The 17,522-nt window shown below is 52.1% G+C and carries 11 protein-coding genes; 5 read left to right on the forward strand and 6 right to left on the reverse strand.

Features of this window, described 5'->3' with window-relative positions; genetic code table 11:
• Window positions 1-630: 630 nt before the first annotated feature.
• Window positions 631-1,719 (reverse strand): LacI family DNA-binding transcriptional regulator, encoded by a 1,089-nt coding sequence (locus tag AC6I7T_RS17700; RefSeq protein WP_497788733.1) that lies wholly within the window; start codon window positions 1,717-1,719, stop codon window positions 631-633.
• Between the two features lie 510 nt (window positions 1,720-2,229).
• On the opposite strand from AC6I7T_RS17700, the gene AC6I7T_RS17705 reads away from it, so the two are divergent.
• Both AC6I7T_RS17705 and AC6I7T_RS17710 read left to right on the forward strand, forming a co-directional pair.
• The gene (locus AC6I7T_RS17705; RefSeq protein ID WP_497788734.1) at window positions 2,230-4,629 is read left to right on the forward strand and encodes a glycoside hydrolase family 3 N-terminal domain-containing protein; all 2,400 of its coding nucleotides are present in this window, start codon (window positions 2,230-2,232) and stop codon (window positions 4,627-4,629) included.
• A 512-nt stretch (window positions 4,630-5,141) separates the two neighbouring features.
• Window positions 5,142-5,783: an IS630 family transposase gene (locus AC6I7T_RS17710; RefSeq protein WP_497788089.1), complete on the forward strand. Its 642-nt coding sequence runs from the start codon at window positions 5,142-5,144 to the stop codon at window positions 5,781-5,783.
• Window positions 5,784-6,058: 275 nt separating this feature from the next.
• Here AC6I7T_RS17710 and AC6I7T_RS17715 read toward each other — a convergent pair whose 3' ends face one another.
• Window positions 6,059-7,468, reverse strand: coding sequence for a glucoamylase family protein (locus AC6I7T_RS17715; RefSeq protein ID WP_497788736.1), 1,410 nt, complete (start codon window positions 7,466-7,468; stop codon window positions 6,059-6,061).
• Between the two features lie 164 nt (window positions 7,469-7,632).
• On the opposite strand from AC6I7T_RS17715, the gene AC6I7T_RS17720 reads away from it, so the two are divergent.
• Window positions 7,633-7,983: a hypothetical protein gene (locus tag AC6I7T_RS17720; protein WP_497788737.1), complete on the forward strand. Its 351-nt coding sequence runs from the start codon at window positions 7,633-7,635 to the stop codon at window positions 7,981-7,983.
• Between the two features lie 123 nt (window positions 7,984-8,106).
• Window positions 8,107-11,646 carry a TonB-dependent receptor gene (locus AC6I7T_RS17725; RefSeq protein ID WP_497788739.1) on the forward strand — a complete coding sequence of 1,180 codons (3,540 nt, stop codon included), beginning with the start codon at window positions 8,107-8,109 and terminating at the stop codon, window positions 11,644-11,646.
• A 208-nt stretch (window positions 11,647-11,854) separates the two neighbouring features.
• Here AC6I7T_RS17725 and AC6I7T_RS17730 read toward each other — a convergent pair whose 3' ends face one another.
• The 4 genes from AC6I7T_RS17730 to AC6I7T_RS17745 all read right to left on the reverse strand — a co-directional run bounded on the left by AC6I7T_RS17730 (window position 11,855) and on the right by AC6I7T_RS17745 (window position 14,737).
• On the reverse strand, window positions 11,855-12,445 hold the full coding sequence (locus AC6I7T_RS17730; protein ID WP_497788741.1) for a flavodoxin family protein: 591 nt from the start codon (window positions 12,443-12,445) through the stop codon (window positions 11,855-11,857).
• 40 nt (window positions 12,446-12,485) lie between these two features.
• Window positions 12,486-13,238 carry a serine O-acetyltransferase gene (gene cysE / locus AC6I7T_RS17735; RefSeq protein ID WP_497788742.1) on the reverse strand — a complete coding sequence of 251 codons (753 nt, stop codon included), beginning with the start codon at window positions 13,236-13,238 and terminating at the stop codon, window positions 12,486-12,488.
• Between the two features lie 196 nt (window positions 13,239-13,434).
• A complete protein-coding gene (locus AC6I7T_RS17740; RefSeq protein ID WP_497788744.1) occupies window positions 13,435-13,917 on the reverse strand; it encodes a DUF2721 domain-containing protein in 483 nt (160 codons plus the stop codon).
• 154 nt (window positions 13,918-14,071) lie between these two features.
• The gene (locus AC6I7T_RS17745) at window positions 14,072-14,737 is read right to left on the reverse strand and encodes a hypothetical protein (protein ID WP_497788746.1); all 666 of its coding nucleotides are present in this window, start codon (window positions 14,735-14,737) and stop codon (window positions 14,072-14,074) included.
• A 792-nt stretch (window positions 14,738-15,529) separates the two neighbouring features.
• Here AC6I7T_RS17745 and typA point away from each other — a divergent pair.
• Complete coding sequence (gene typA / locus AC6I7T_RS17750; protein WP_497788747.1) at window positions 15,530-17,356, forward strand: translational GTPase TypA; 1,827 nt, start codon at window positions 15,530-15,532, stop codon at window positions 17,354-17,356.
• The last annotated feature ends 166 nt before the right edge of the window (window positions 17,357-17,522 follow it).

The following is a 17,522-nucleotide window of genomic DNA, read 5'->3' on the forward strand; positions in this document are numbered from 1 at the left end:
CATGTTTTGACCAAGGCGTCTTGCATCTATCGTCTTCGTCTACAGCGGGTAGGAATGTGTTTAATTGTTGAACTTAAGTAAGCTTCTGCCGTGGGAATCGGCGGAGGCAAGTGCAGTGCCGTACGGAGCTTGACCTTCGGAGAGTTTTAACTCCCGATTTTCTTCGTTTCGAGATCAACCAGCACAGTCAAATCAAAAAGAAATCGCAACAGTAACTTTTACAAAACCGGTACCCAATAGTCGAGAGGGGCAGAAATATTCATTCCAAGACTTTGGATTAAGTAACAGGAATGCTACTAATTTTCTCTTGCACGGTCAAACAATTATTAATCACACTGCCTAGTGTCAAGCACCTCTCCCTCTGGGGGCTGGAGCCGCGAAGATTGTGGACGAAAATGGGACAGATCATCCACTCGTTCAACAGGCAGTACATCAGAAGCAGCTAAAGAGACTGTGGTTTGTAAATCTCAAAATTTGGGAAAAGTTGAGGCCGATCTAGACTGTCCGAATAGGTGTGGTAATTGGGGCATTGCGAACATTAAAGGTAAGAGAAATATCTTCGCTACGAAGCTGAGATACTCCACCCCGTAGATATGTAGCAACTACATAGATATCCATTCTTAGTTGGAACTATCTTTGTGCTTTGCCGATGAACTTACCCGTTGACCGGCGTACAACCAGACTAGGCGATACGAGTACGGATGATTGCGGTGGGTTATTGATGCCTTCACGAATAAATCTCAGCAGGCTGGTGGCGGCAATCTGGCCCATTTCGTGTAGGGGCTGACGGACGGTGGTGAGTCCTGGATGAGCGGCGGCGGCACTTGGTATGTCGTCGAAGCCTACGATGGAAACATCTTTGGGAACTTGCATTCCAGCTTCGTGTAGTGCGGTGATTGCTCCTAGTGCCGAGGAGTCGTTAAAAGCAAAGAGGGCAGAGAAGCGTGAACCCGCTTCTAACAGCTTCTGTGTCGCTACGCAGCCGGGACGGCTTCCTGGTTCTGTTCCTTCCAGCTGAACTACCAACTCCGGATGGATTGTGATGCCAAGGGAAGAGCATGTCTTGCGGATCGCGTTCCAGCGAAGTGCGGTATCTGAGCTGAAATCTTGTCCTTTAATGAAGGCAATGCGCTGGTGGCCTAATTCGACAAGGTGAGACAGCGCGACGCGGGCTGCGCTCATATGATCCACTTCGACCGTCAGGACTCCATTCTTCTTGCTGCTGCCTGAAACGGCTACAACCGGCACGGGAAGTTTGCTCTCAATCAGTGTGTCGACGGCGATGATTCCTTCCACGGCTCGCGACAATAGAAGACGGGGATAGCCCTCAAGAAGATCGTCACGGTGATGATGGCTTACTACGAAGTAGAAGAAACTCTCTTTTAACAGGACATCTTCAATGCCGCCTAGTACGGTGGCCGCGTATCCTTCGCTGATCTCAGGCACCATGACGCCGACCGTAAAGCTCTTTCTCTTTCGGAGTCCCCGAGCAAAGGCGTTCGGTTCATAGTTCAATAACGCAGCTGCCTTCAGTACTCGCTCTGCCGTTTCCGGGGCGATCCGGTACTCTGCCGCCGATTGATTCATGACCCTGGACACCGTCGTCAACGAAAGTCCAAGATGAGCAGCCAGCTCCTTGAGATTCACGTTCCGATGAGGGGCTGTATCGCTTGCGGTGAGGGGGCTGGCCGATTTTTTAGGGGAGTTCTTATTTTTCATTTTGGTGAATCGTCACAACCACCTTTGGATATGTGGATATTTATAGCTCAAAAATTATCGGATAAACCGTTTATCTCCGACAGAAATAGGATTTTTGAACCAAATCCGGGAGCCTGAACAGAGCGCGACACGTGCCGCCATAAGTTTTGGGCGGCATTTAGTGTATGGCGTAACACTCAGAATCCTACCGGCTTACGACGGCCTCAGAGCATGCTTAGAGCACATGCTTGACAGTCTCCATAACCGAATGATAGCTATCTTAACGATAGCGCAATCGTTTGTGCAAACGTATTCTAGTGAATACTCGTATTTTGGATGTTCGGCTGGTCAGGAGCAGGTACATGCCTCTGGCGCAGATTAACTAGCTGGAAATGGCGGAAGGGCGAAGCCGCAAACGTGGAAGGAGAAACCTTCTTCGCATAGAATTTCGTCCAAAGTGAATTATTCGGCCATCTCGAGCCGTTTGTCTCTCTGTCTTATTTCCGGACGATTGATTTAAGGAGAAGTACTTTGACTCGTCTCTCTTCTATCGGAGCTAAAGCTTGCTGCAAGCTTCCTGCTCTTGGGGTAACAGCAATTGTTCTGTTTCTGTCCAGCAGCAGCCTTGCGCAGACACACCCTAAGAATCCAATAAGTGTTCCTCCGGCAAATAAGCAGCTCGCCTCTCCTGCGATTGAGAAGCGTGTAGAAGATCTTGTCCGGCGCATGACCCTGGATGAAAAGCTAGGGCAGCTGGTTCAGTACAACGACCAGGGATATACCGCACCGACTGCTGCGGCGGGCGACGATAACGCGATAGCCCTGAATCCCGAGAGAAATTACAAGCTCGATCCCATGCAGCTGGCCATCTCGGGAAAGATGGGGACGATGCTGAATGTTGTCGGTGCCGCGAAGACAACCGCCTTTCAAAAAGCGGCAGTAGAGAAGAGCCGTTTACATATTCCCATCCTCTTTGGCGCGGATGTGATTCATGGTTTCCGCACCATCTATCCCGTTCCTCTAGGTCTGGCTGCAAGCTTTGATCCTGCCATGGTGGAGAGGGTCTCCCAACTTTCTGCCCAGGAGGCCTCAACGGCGGGCATTCGCTGGTTCTATTCCCCTATGGTGGATATCTCCAGAGATGCCCGCTGGGGCCGTTCGACGGAAGGTGCCGGGGAAGATCCCTACCTGGGATCGGCGATAGCCCGGGCCTATATTCGTGGGTATCAGGGAGACGATCTTTCGAATCCCACACATGTTGCCGCATCGGTGAAGCACTTTGCGGCCTATGGCGCTGCGGAGGCGGGCCGCGAATACTACACCACGGACATGTCGGAGAGCCGTCTGCGGGATATCTATCTGGCCCCGTACAAGGCTGCGGTAGAAGCAGGTGCTGCCACTATGATGAGCGCCTTCAATTCGCTGAATGGCGTTCCGGCTACGGCGAATCCCTATCTGATGAACACGATCCTGCGGAAGCAGTGGGGCTTTAACGGCTTTGTTGTCAGCGACTACACGGCGGTGATGGAGCTTACCCATCATGGCATTGCTCTGACGGCTGCAGTGGCTGCCCAGAAGGCTCTCGAGTCCGGCGTAGAAGTAGACATGATGTCGCATTACTACGACGCCGAGCTGCCAGGCTTGATTCGCAGCGGCAAGGTTCCGATGAGTGTCGTCGATGAGGCTGTACGCCGGGTTTTGCGGGTGAAGTTCGCCCTGGGCCTCTTCGAGCATCCCTATGCTGAGGGCCAGGAGGTGACTTCGGCAGTGGCCGAGCATCGTCCCGTGGTCCGCGAAGCGGCAGAGGAGTCCTTTGTCCTGCTGAAAAACGGTGACGATAAGAACAGTGCTCCACTGCTCCCCCTTGCCAAGAAGCAAAAAATCGCCCTGATTGGCCCCTTGGCCGACAATTCGGCAGAGATGCAGGGGGCGTGGGGTGGCGCGAATCGCGTTCCCGATGTCGTTACGCTTAAAGATGCGCTGACCAGACGCGCTCAGGAGAATGGATCGACACTCCTGTATGCAAAAGGTACCGAGATTCTGACCGATTTCGACGCGGGATTCACGGAGGCAGAAAAGGCTGCAAAGGATGCAGACGTTGTTGTCATGGCTCTGGGTGAGTCCAGCTCCATGAGCGGAGAAGCTGGATCGCGTGCAAATCTCGATCTGCCGGGAAATCAGCAACAACTGCTGGAACGGGTTGTTGCCACAGGGAAGCCGGTTGTCTTGCTCGTCTTCTCCGGAAGGCCACTGGTTCTTACCTGGGCCGCACAGCATGTTGCTTCCATCATGGAAGTCTGGTTCCCGGGCACGGAAGCAGGAAACGCTCTTGCTCGCGTGCTCTACGGCGATGTTGTTCCCAGCGGCAAGTTGCCGATGAGTTTCCCTCGCTCTGTGGGGCAGGAGCCTCTTTACTACAACCAGTTCCCGACAGGCCGTCCGCCGTATAATGCCAATCTGAATGTGCCTCCTGGACCGGATAGCCGCTTCATCTCGCGCTATATCGATATGCCGAATGATGCGCTATTCCCCTTTGGCCATGGCTTGTCGTATACGAAATTTGCCTATTCCGGGGTGAAGACTTCGCGTCAGACTGTTCCGTTGGCAGAGGCCCAGAATCCGAAGGCAAACAAGGTTGTGACCGTAACCGCGGTAGTGAAGAATACCGGGGATCGTGCTGCTACCGAGGTTGTTCAGTGCTATGTCCGGAATCTCGGAGCCAGCCTTGAACAGCCGGTTCGTGCTCTCAAAGGATTCGAGCGCGTGACGCTGCAGCCTGGAGAGTCGAAGGAAGTTACCTTCGACTTGGGCTTCCCGGAACTTTCCTTCTATTCGAATGAAGGGAAGCAGGTGGTGGAAGCTACCCATTACACCGTATGGGTCGGTGGCAGCTCCACTGCTACCGAATCGGCGAACTTTATCCTTCAGTAGGCAGTAAAAGAAGCAGTAAGTGTGACTATTCACAAAGCCCCCATTTGTCAGCAGTAGACAAATGGGGGCTTTGTGTGAAGCGTTGCGGAATTCTGAGTTACTTTCAGCGAAGAATGATAGGGGTTGCCTTGGTCCCGACCCTAGAGCATTTTTCGAATTAGTGTAGACTGAGCATGGCGAAACTCAGCGACAAGCAAAGCAATGGCGAAAGCCTACGAAGATGATCTGCGACGTAAGTTCCTAGCAGCCTATGATGATGGGAATGGGACGCTGGAGGAATTGGCAGAGCTATTTGGAGTAAGTGTAGGTTGGGCGAAGAAGGTTTCCAGCCAGCGGAAGCATAGTGGTCAAGCCGAGCGAGTTGTTCATCGTCCCGGGAGAAAACCACACGTCGGAGCCAGAGAGCAAAAGCAGGTAATAGCGTGGGTGGAAGCGGAGCCGGATTTAACGTTGGCTGAAGTGCAAGCAAAGTTGCACAATGAAGCAAGCGTGGAACTGAGCTTGGGGCGGATTTGGTTTCTACTTCGGAAACTGGGTTTACGGCTGAAAAAAAGTCGCTCTATGCCAGTGAACGCGATACCGAAGCGAACCGCCAGCGACGCCAAGAATTTGTCGCCAAGATCCAGGCGACAAGTCTGGAACGGCTGATCTTCCTTGACGAGAGTGGTGTGACAACTTCGATGACGAGGCGTTATGCCCGTTGCCTCGGAGGCACTCGTATACACGAATCTACTCCTGGAGGACAATGGAAAATCATGACCATCCTGGGAGCAATGAGTTTTCGTGGCATGGTAGCAACGATGACCATCGAAGCCGCTACCGATGCGGAGATATTCCTAGCCTATGTCGAACACATACTCTGTCCGGCACTGACAGCTGGCGATGTGGTGGTAATGGACAACTTGAGTTCCCATAAGGTCAACGGCGTACGGAGGCTGATCGAGGCCGCTGGAGCAGAATTGCTATACCTGCCGCCTTACTCGCCCGATCTGAATCCGATCGAAAAGGCTTGGGCTAAGCTCAAACAACTGCTTCGGGCTGCCAAAGCTAGAACCAGAGAATCCCTTGAGCAAGCTATAGCCGACGCTCTCAAGCTTATTTCCCCTGATAATGCTCAGGCTTGGTTCCGTCTCTGTATAAATGGTCTACACTAATTCGAAAAATGCTCTAAGGGACGGGCATTCTGTTATGCAAACTAACCCAGGATTGCGCTCCGCTCCATTCTGGGCTACTGCCGAATTTGTCATTGGGACATGGCAAAGAGGAACAATCTGCGAAGGGGGTGGCGGTTTCTAACCGACACCTTCCTACGCTGATTCCTTTTTCTTCATCGTTTGCTGCTTGCAAATGCAGAAACTCAAGATTCTCCTTACGGGGGGGACATCATGAGCGATGGTTTCTGTTATTCCGACAGTTTGTAACTGTTGAGCTACAAAATCTGAGAGCGTGCATCGGGATCGGGGTGGAAGCCAACCAAATCCATTGCGCGTACGATTTCGCGGTTCTTCATGAAGTATTCCCACACAAAGCCACTGCGCAGATTCTCTGCCATCAGCAGGCTGATTCCCTGATCGATTCCAAGGATGTCTTCGGCAAACCACTTCGTCTTGGGATTAAAGGCATCGACAAAACCGTAGCGAGTCCATGCCCGGCTGCCCATCTTCTTGCGAATGCTAAGCAGCACGTGAGAGCATTCCGCCGGAAGGAAAGGAAGCGAGCCTGCGACGGCGCAAGGAACAATTGTTCCATCGAGAGGTCCCATCTCTGGAGGTCCTCCCCACACGCGATAGCCATCTTTGGAATCGCTGGCGCTGATGCCCCACATATCCTGATCCATCCAGTTGAATTTCTGACCCAAGGTCAGGCAGTACAACTGGTGTGCACGGGTAGCTGCAATCGAGTTGGAGAAGTAGTTTGTATGTCGGTCCCGGCGATCACGGTAGTCGCACCAGGCATGAGCATATTGATGAATAAAGAGCGGAGCGACCCCACTGATGTATTCAATGCCGCCAAAGTTGACCACCGGGCGTTGCAGAATCTCCCAGGTCTTTTCCGGAAGCGGATGCGTGGGCGAGCCGATAGCCATGAGGTACATGGTCATCAGCTCGGCATAAATATCCCAGCGATGCTTGATGAATCCCTGATCGGGGAACCAACCCATCGAAAGGGTGTCTCCTCCGTTTAGCATCCACTGCCAATCAATGCGCCGATACAGTGTCGTGGCTAATGAGGAGATGCGGCTGTTCCCATCAAAGTATTGCCTGCAGAGAAGTATGCCGCAGAGCAGAAGCGCAGTATCAATCGACGAAAGCTCTGAATTGAAGATGCGGTTTCCGCTCTCCATGTCGATAAAGTGATACAGGAATCCGTGCTCATGCGGACAGTCTGCCAGGAGGAACGACAGAGTTTTTTCGACACGCTCCTCGCAATCGATAGGCCGCAGATAATTCCGTTTGGCAGCGATGCACATGGCACTGAGTCCGAAGCCTGTGGCTGCAATGCTCGCTACACGGCTCTGCGAGATCCCCGTGGCGGAACCGCGATCTCTTACTAATCCCGTCTTCTTGTGTGCTTCGTTGTAGAAGAAATCGCAAGCTCTGCCTTCCATGTCATCGAGCAGCGTGTCGGCTTCTGTCGATACCTGGGTCAAGGGCCGGTTGATGAATACGCCCGGCGGGTGTGGATAGTTCTGTGCTGTCTGGCTATCGGTGTGTGGGGCCTGTTGCGCATTTTGCTCTAATCCAAAGACCGGATGAGCAATTGCTCCGCCTAGCGCGAGTGCGCCCCCAGTACCCGCAGAAGCCAGGAAATCTCTTCTTGTCAATTTCTGTCGAACCAAAGCAACCCCAAAAGCAAAAGAACAAAGTTAATCAAAGAAACTCGGCTCTATCTCTTTCATCGGCATCTGTCGAAAAAAGCACACGACTTCTCTTCTTGCAGGAGTTCGTGTGCTAATCGGCGCAGTGCGAAATGATATCGAGCCGAATCTAGTTAGTTAATCCTATGCGCAAACGATTGCGCAACATCAAAAACAAACGAATACACCGTTGGAATTGCCATGTCAAGTTCAGGACTTCGCCAGAAGAGGAATTGTCCATTCGCGGACATTTCGCTAGTGCCGAGGATGCGAAAGACGACGAATTCTCGGTGGAAACCGGGGCCATCATCCGTGGTTTTATCTGTCTTGTTTCTACACAAAACGGTGGAAATCCGCGTGTGGACGAGCGTTGTAAATCTGTAGCAGAGAAACGCACAGTTCTACTGTTGAGCTGTGGAAATGGCTGCGGCAGTAAGGAAGGCAAACGATTAGATAGAAATTTCCCGCTATCCGAAGTTGTCCATGTTAAGCGCTAATTGCCGGTGGAGTTGACAAGTTAGCTCCTTAGTGTTAGCTTGCCCGCTCAAGCGCAATCGGTTGCGCAAAAGATTTCAAAGGATTTAACTAGTATTATCCCGTAAGGGAATTTGGAAGGATTTATGATGCAGGACGCAAAACTCAATTATGCATTGCGACAGGAACATCGAGTATCATTCCGCTCAATCTGCTGCAGACTGTTACTGCTGGCAGTAATGGTTGGCCTCGTTCCTAGCTTTGCAGAAGCGCAATTCCGGGCTTCGATCCAGGGTGTTGTAACTGATTCTTCCGGTGCAGTACTTCCAGGTGTGACGCTTACGCTGACAGACACCGACACCAATCAAGTACTTACTGCGAAGACAGATAACAACGGCATTTACAACTTCAATGCCCTTCCTGCGGATCACTTTACGCTGAAAGCCGTACAGACGGGATTCAAAACCAAGACTCTCCAGCATCTGCGTTTGATTCCGGAGCAGTCGAATGCTGTCAACCTGCGGCTGGAAGTAGGAGAGGTGGCCGAATCCGTAACAGTTACGGCGGATCAGGAAGGTGCAATCGATACGCAGACTGCGACGATTGCCAGCACTGTCACCAGCAATCAGATTGAACACATGCCCTCTTTCGGGCGCGATGTAACCCAACTGGCACAACTCGCTCCCGGTGTATTCGGAGACGGTTCGCAATCAGCGGGCGGAGGGTCGTTTAATCTTCCCGGCACCAATCAAGGATCTGCTGCGAAGAGCGACGGTATCTTCAAAACCGAAAATGGTCCACAAGTGGTTGCCAATGGCGGCCAGACAAATACCAATGGCATTCAGATCGACGGTATCAGCGCGGCCAGCACTACCTGGGGCGGAACAACAGTCGTAACTCCCACCGAAGATTCGGTTGCGAATATGAAGGTTGTTTCGAATGCCTATGATGCTGAGTATGGCCGTTTTTCCGGTGCTCAGATTTTGATCACCTCAAAGAGCGGTACCAATGCCTATCACGGCAGCTTCTTCTTTAAGGCGGAACGGCCAGGACTGAATGCTTATCAGCGTTGGAATGGTCCTAGTTCGGTTGGTCCGGCAACGGCTGGAAAAACTGCCCTCGAGAGAGGCTTGAACCGTGACACCGCACGCTTCAATCAGTTTGGCGGAAGCGTTGGTGGTCCGTTGTGGAAGGACAAGCTCTTCGCCTTCTTTGCCTATGAAACTCTGCGCCAGGGAACGACTACCTATGGCCAGGGCTGGTATGAGACGAGCTCCTACCTCAATAGCGCCCGCTCCGGAAGCAATGCAGCCAAGTATCTTGGCTTCAAGGGCGAAGGCGTAAGCGCTCAGTCGATCATCGGCGGTACCTGCTCTCAACTCGGTTTGAGTGAAGGTCCGCTGTGTAGAACAGTTGCAGGGAAGGGCGTCGATGTAGGCTCTCCTCTGAGTACAGCTTTAGGCACACACGATCCTACTTGGGGTGGCGGTCCGGCAACTCCAGGCATTGGAAACGGACTCGATGGAACTCCGGATCTTGCCTACTACAACACCAAGAATCCCGATAATCAAACCGGGGCTCAATACTATGGACGTTTGGATGGGCAGGTCACCAGCAAGGATCGCGCCAGCTTCATGATGTATTGGGTTCCGCTCAATAGAACCGTATATCAGGGCACTTCGCGTGAGGCCAATTTGTGGCATCACGAACAGACCAATAGCGCCTTTACCGGTCTGTGGAACCACGTCTTTTCACCAACCCTGTTGAATGAAGCACGTGCCAATGCAGCCGGATGGCGTTGGAACGAAGTTGATTCCAATCCTCAAGAAGCATTTGGTTTGGCGCAAGCTGCTTTTGGCGCATTGGGAAAAGCCTATCCCAGCGAGAGCCCGAACTCCTTTGGAGCTCCCGGGCCGAGCATCTACGACCAGTGGACCTATGGCTATCAGGACATCCTGACCAAGGTAGCTGGCCGGCATACGCTGAAGTTTGGCGGAAGCCTCACCCGGTTGTATTACCTGAATACCAATCCGGACGATGCACGTCCGTCTTATACCTTCGCGACCATCTGGGACTTCCTCAACGATGCTCCCTATGCTCAGTCTGGTCACTACAATCCGAAGAATGGAATTCCAACTCCGAATCGCCAGGACAACCGGCAGAATCTTTGGGCTGGCTTTGTTCAGGACGACTGGAAGGTAACTCCGACTCTTACTCTAAATCTGGGCCTTCGTTACTCCTACTTCGGACCCTTTTATGACAAGGGTGGGAATCTGAAGACTGTCGTGTTGGGCAAAGGCTCTGACATGATCACCGGTCTGACAATTCGTAGCGGTGGCGATTTGTATGAATCGCAGAAGGCTAACTTCGGTCCACAAGTTGGCTTCGCCTGGAATCCTCAGCCGAAGATGGCTGTGCGTGGCGGCTTCGGAATCAACTACAACCAGAACGAAATGGCAATCACTGCAAACGGACACGGCAATCCCGGGAATACGGTTTACGTGTACTCCTGCTGCAGCACTACCACGACAAGCAACCAGAATATCCAATACAGCTTGCCTAGCGACCTCCATAATCTGTATGGATTTCCTTCGAATTCGGCAGCTATCACCAGCTTTGGAGCAAATGGCTTGCCGACGAATACGACATCCTTTGTCACCGGATTTGATCCCAAGCCGAAGACAATCATGACGTATCACTATTCCTTGGATACCCAGTACGATTGGGGACATCAGTGGATTTCGACAATTGGCTATCAGGGCAGCGTAAGCCATCACCTTCTGCTGCAACAGGACATGAAGGTAATCGCTGCGGCCCAGGGATATGCTCTTAGCCCGCAGACCTCAATGGTCGATTACTACGGAAACAAGGGCAATGCCAAATACAATGCTCTGCTGACCACGTTGAAGCATAACTTTGCTCATGGGTATCAGTTAGAAGCGCAGTACACCTGGTCAAAGAGTATGGATAATGGATCGCAGCCCTATTACCAGGATCCTTACCCATATAAGCTTGCTTACTCATATGGCCGTTCCGATTACAACGTCGCGAATGCCTTTAAGCTCTTTGGCGTGTATCAGCCGAACTTCTTCCATAACTCCTGGATGCATTCGGTTGCCGATGGCTGGACATTGACCGGCATCTTTAACTGGCATTCAGGATTCCCCTGGACGCCTGTCTCCTATACGAATGGCAGCTTGTTCTACTACGGAAGCGGATACTCGACCTTGCGCCCGGCAGCCTATAGCGGCAGGGGCGGACGTGATACGAGTAACGATGCCTTCAAGTCTGGTCCTACTTCTTCAGACCAGAGCGCGAAGAATCGTAACTTCCCGGATGGAGGAGCGACTTACTTCACCAAGGCAGCCTACACTCCAGTTACATCGGGTACCACGGCAACAGCAGGTGCGATACCGCAAGCTCCTGGAATTGCGCGGAATTCCTTCGATGGTCCTGGATATAAAGCAGTCGATGCAAGCCTTGCAAAGGGCTTCCAGCTGCCGAATATGCGGGTAATTGGCGAGAATTCAAAGATTGAATTTCGTGTGGATGCCTACAACTTGTTCAACAACCTGAACCTGAATGGAGGGCGGATTGAGACGAATATCGATTCCGCTAACTTCGGACAAGCTCAGGCTGCGCTCGGCGCAAGAGTTGTAGACATGCAGCTGCGGTTCGCCTTCTAACTAAATCACAATTGCCAAACTGAAATGCCATGGAGTGGATTATGCCTGATCCCTCCATGGCATTTTCAGTTTGTAACTGCTGACATGCTTGTCTGGAGTGGAACAAGAAAAAGGGATGGTTTGGCTGTTTCTTTGAAGGAGAGAAGGGCATCGTGGGGAATTGCGATGGCCCTGTGTCTTGCGTTGAAGTGCCGGTCCGAATGAGTTGCTAGTTCTTAAGCTTCTTCAGCAGCCATGCCATATGCTGTCCCAGGGTTTTCATCGTCTGGATGCCTTCCTCGTCTTTTTCAACATCGCCTATCTCACGTCCAATGCCGATGTTCCAATACGATGAACCGGGAATAATCATTTCACTGATAAGGAAGAAGTGATTTAAGGAATCCAGGGCATGAATGGCTCCTGCTCTGCGCACGGCCACGACTCCGGCTCCAACCTTACGACGGAAGATTCCTCCATTTGACTTAGAGACCAGGCAAGCACGATCCATCAAGGCTTTCATCTCAGGTGTGATGTCCGCGACGTAGGTAGGAGAGCCAAGAAGGATTCCATCCGCCTCTTCCATCTTGGCGATATAGGTGTTGCCCATATCGTCTGATTGAGAACAACGGTGATCTTTGCGGGCAGAGCACTTGCGGCAGGCCAGACAGCCATGAATCTTGGATCCGCTCATTTCCACCAGTTCGGTTTTGATCCCTTCCTTTTCCAGTTCGGCAAGAACATAGCCAAGAAGGATTGCGGTATTTCCACCTTTTCTCGCGCTTCCGTTTAGCGCGACTACTTTTATCTGACTTTCGTTCATGAAACAGCTTTCTCCCTAGAGCACACTGATCTGGAGTGCTCTAAATTCCTTCGCCCATGCTGACGTATTCGGCGAGTTCTTGTATGGTGCGGCGGTATTCCTCTCGCTCCTCATCCTCGGTAGCTAGTGCGTGCATTTGTGCTGGGCTCTGGGCCTCCTGCAATTCACCATGCAGTTGGCGAACGCAATCTTCGAGGTTGGCCACTCGCTTGGCCATGGCAATCATGGCATCGGAGAGCGGATCCTTGACATCGCGCGGGTCTGTGATCAGAACACGTTTCCCTTCTCGATAAATGATGTGCGCAGGTACTCCGACAACCGTGGAATTAGGCGGGACATCGGTTAAGACAACCGATCCAGCCCCGACACGGGAGTTCTCTCCGATCGTGATATTGCCGAGAATGTTTGCGTTGTTGCCGACAAAGACCCCGTCACGCAAGGTCGGATGCCGCTTGCCCCGTTCCTTGCCCGTTCCGCCAAGCGTTACGCCCTGGTAGAGGGTGATGTCATCCCCGAGGATGGCGGTCTCGCCGATAACCACGCCCATGCCGTGGTCGATAAAGAGTCTGCGGCCGATTGTCGCTGCCGGGTGAATCTCGATTCCGGTGAGGAGACGGATCAGCTGGGAAAGGAATCTAGCGGCAAAACGGTATTTTCTGCTCCAGAGCCACTGGGTGATCTGATGTCCCCAGACGGCATGCAGGCCCGGATAGCAGAGGAGCACTTCAATCCAGGACTTTGCTGCCGGGTCGCGGTCCATCACCATGCGGATGTCTTCGCGTACTCGCATCATGGTTTTTTCTCCGGAGATTGGGATTTTGAGGTATTGGCAGCAGTCTTCATCTCGCTAAACCTCTCGCTACAGAAGAGATGTCAAAAAGAAGGGTAAGCTCCGGGAAAGTATAGGAGCAGGGGAGAAGGCTCGGAGATTAGCGACATCGAGACATCACCCCTTAGCGTAGAGCATTTTTCCGCCGGCTGTACACCTTCTATTCCGGGAGTGCCGTCGGTTTGTGTGCAAGCACCTGTGCAGCCTCCATGAGAATGGTCCGGCCTGATTCCCTCAACTCGAGAAAGACCAGAACGATTGCTGAAGCGACCATAGCCAGGCCCATCAGGAAGATGGGTAGGGTGATGCTTGCCAGGCTCTGATTCCAGCTCGAGATGCTGATCAGGAGGGCGACAGAGATGAAAAATCCTGCTCCCATAAAGAGGAGGCGTACGGCCCAGGAGAGCAGCTTGATGCGTTTCAGGAAGATGCGGACTTGATTTTGGATAACGCGGCAGCGCTCGGCATCGGGCTGCTTTTCACGGTATTCGCGAGTGAGAGCACGTACACGATCCGAGACGGCAATATAACGTCCATTCACGCCGGAAATAAGGATGGCCGTGGCCGATACCATGACTACCGGAGTAACCGCGCTGGTTACAATTCGTAGCGCCAGCGGCGTTTGATCCAACATCTGCATCATCTCGAAATCGTTCTCGCTTCTACGCAAAATCTATAGCGAGATGATCTTATCCTGTCGGAAAGAATTCAGGTTTCCAAAAACAAAAGTGGGTCTGCCGACGAGGGCAGACCCATTGGGGTAAGGATCAAAGGATCAAACTGTAGGGCTATTACGACTACTTGGAGGATTTCTGAGAATTTGGCTGGGCGGCAATGGCCAACTGAAGCTGAGTTCCATCTTCAAGCTCAACATTCTCGCCGTTGCGGACGATCGTTCCGGAAAGAGCTGCATTCTGCGAGCTGTGGAGTCCGACGCTGCCCTTGGTGAGAGGAGTTACGACAACCTCAGCAGTGGTGGGCAGAGCGAATTCAGGATCGAGATAGACGGAGAAGATCGGATCGCCTGGATCGAAAGCTTCGGCAACGCGAATCAGAGTTGCCTTGATCGGCAGAACTGTGCCGGCCTTCGTCTTGGCTTCAGTAAAGGTAAAGGTGATGGTGCCGTTGCTGCCGTGCTTGGAGGTCTCAACCTTATCGACATGACCAAGGAGAGTGGTGCCACGGGTCAAAACAGTTCCATCGGTCAGCTGGACCTTATTGCTCAGTCTTGCTTTAACGGGTTCGCCCGCTTTGGTCCAGTTGCTGTTCATGTAGTCGGTCAACAAAGCTTTTGCAGCAACCGGTTTTTGACTTGTGTATTGGCTGCTCATCGAACGCACAACGCCAGCTGAGGAAGCGTTCACCAAAGCTTCACCGCCCTGAGTGACTGCCTTCTGCGCTACTGCTGCTGTGGAGAGCAAGGTGGCGACGGATAGGGTTGCGAAGGCGAGAGTGGTTTTCATGAAATCTCCTTAGGGTTTGTGGTCGATGATTTGTTTTCTCGACCAGGAAAATGTGTGTCCTGGATTCCTGTCTCACATCCTGAAACCTCGTACAGGAACTCGGGATGTACTGATACTGACACGACTGTCCAGCCGCAATTGCACAATTTCCCAATTTCCTGCATGCCGTCTCATATTGAGAAAAGCTCTTAAGTGAATGAATATTCAATCAGTTATGCGCGAAGCACGAAAAGATCAACAAACAAAAGGGGATTTGCACTATAGAAATGGCTGAAGGCCGCTTCAGAGCCAGAGAGGAACCTCGAAATGGAAATACTGAATAATGAAATAGTGTCTTGTATATCAATACAGAATCTGGCGGATTCTCAGCAGAAATAATTCCGAGGAGCGAATTTGGATGCTCTTGCTTTCTGCAAAATACCCCGTTATGTAGCAAATTTTGTGCAGCAGATCTTTGGAGCTCAGAACGAAAATTGAGGTTCAGGGAAGATTGTCGCCATAATATGGGACTATCTACCGTGAGGTAATACAACGTTTTCTCAATCTCTCCCGATACATGGGATTGACTCCCTCTTTGTGAGGTGTGTCTCCGGCTGTGCTCTTCCATTTCTCTGTAAATTAAAGAAAATAAAGGAGAAATACCTGATGATTCCAGCGGCCATGGATGAGAGAGCGTCAGGGATGCGGGCGTGGTATTTTCCCCGATTTGGGCAAGAGAAAGACGCCGGATGAGGCAATAGATCTTCCTGTCTCATCATCTTGCAACGATTGACTTGGTATCCTGAAAGGGAGATGTCTCAATCCCTTCCCAATATCCGCAACATAGCCATCATCGCCCACGTCGATCATGGCAAGACAACGCTCGTCGACGCCCTCCTTCGCCAAAGCGGAACCTTCCGCGCGAACGAACAGGTGGCTGAACGAGTCATGGACTCCAACGAGCTAGAGCGTGAGCGTGGTATCACCATTCTGGCAAAGAATACTGCCGTTCATTATCACGACCAGAAGATCAATATTGTCGATACACCTGGTCACGCCGATTTCGGTGGTGAAGTAGAACGTGCCCTCAAGATGGTCGATGGTGTCATGCTGCTGGTTGACGCCTCCGAAGGACCACTGCCTCAGACCCGCTACGTCCTCTCTAAGGCCTTGGAAGCAAAGCTGCCGCCGATCCTTGTCATCAATAAGATCGATCGTCCCGACGCGCGTGCCCAGGAAGTTTTAAATGAGGTCTACGACCTGTTTATTGACCTCGATGCCACCGAAGATCAGCTGAATTTCCCTGTGCTCTATACCAATGCCAAGCAGGGAACGGCGACGACCGACCAGGAGACTCCTGGCACGGATTTGAAGCCTCTTTTCGATGCGATTCTTTCTACGATTCCGCCAGCCACAGGCGATCCCGGTGGTACATTGCAGATTCTGGTAACGAATCTCGACTATTCGGATTACCTGGGGCGCATCGCCGTCGCACGTGTTTTCAATGGCACTTTGAAGACCGGTGACGAGGTTCATATCTCCAAGCGCGATCACTCGTTGCAGAAGACCAAAATCACCAAGCTCTTTACCTTTAACGGGCTGAAACGTACTGACATTGAACAAACGCAGATCGGAGATATTGTCGCGATTGCAGGTGTGGAAGGTATCACCATTGGTGAAACCATCACCAGCATCGAGAATCCTGCTCCGCTGCCGTTGATCGTGATCGATGAACCGACGATTGCGATGCAATTCTCCGTAAACAATTCTCCTTTCGCAGGTAAGGAAGGCCAGTTCGTCACCTCGCGTAATCTTCGTGAGCGCCTGGAGAAGGAGTTGCTTACAAACGTATCGATTCGCGTCGAGGATACGGGCAATCCGGACAGCTTCAAGGTCCTGGGCCGTGGTGAGTTGCAGCTTGCCATCCTGATCGAAATGATGCGTCGTGAAGGATACGAGCTGATGGTGGGTCGTCCGGAGATTGTTGCCCGGTCTGTTGACGGGCAGGTCATGGAACCGGTTGAGCACTTGACCATCGACGTGCCGGAGAATTTTGTGGGTGTCGTCATTGAAAAGCTCGGCCCCCGCAAGGGCGAGATGATCAAGATGCACAATCACGGATACGGGCGTGTTCGCTTGGAATTCCGCGTACCCAGCCGTGGCATTATCGGTCTGCGCAGCGAAATGCTGACGGAAACCCGTGGCACCATTGTGATGAATGCACTCTTTGACGGCTTCATTCCTCATCAGGGAGAGATTCCGCAGCGTCCGACCGGCGCATTGATTGCCGACCGCGCCGGGCTGAGCACGACCTATTCCTTGAATGGGTTACAGGAGCGTGGAGTTCTCTTTATCGGTCCTGGTGTGGAGGTCTACGAGGGCATGGTTGTCGGCGAGCATTCGCGCGATAACGATCTGGACGTGAATGTTGTCCGCGAGAAAAAGCTGACCAACATGCGTGCTTCCAGTGCCGATGAGGCGATTCGTCTGGTACCGTTCAAGGCTCTTAATCTGGAGCAGGCAATCGAATTTATTGCCGAAGATGAACTGGTAGAAGTCACGCCTAAGTCTCTGCGTCTGCGGAAGAAGATTCTGCAGGCAAACCGCAGGCCGAAACGGAATGCCGTTCCGGTAGCTTAATGAAGGTTGCAATCCCGATTCCGGTACTAAATCCAATACCGGAGTCGGGATCGTCGTCCTCTGCAGTTCCTTTATGGATGGGGTGCAGCAGAAATACTCGCAACGTCTTCCTTATCAGAAACATCTATTTGAAAACGGTATAGTTCTGCCTGTCGTGTGATACCGT

This window comes from Humiphilus diazotrophicus (assembly GCF_059726315.1).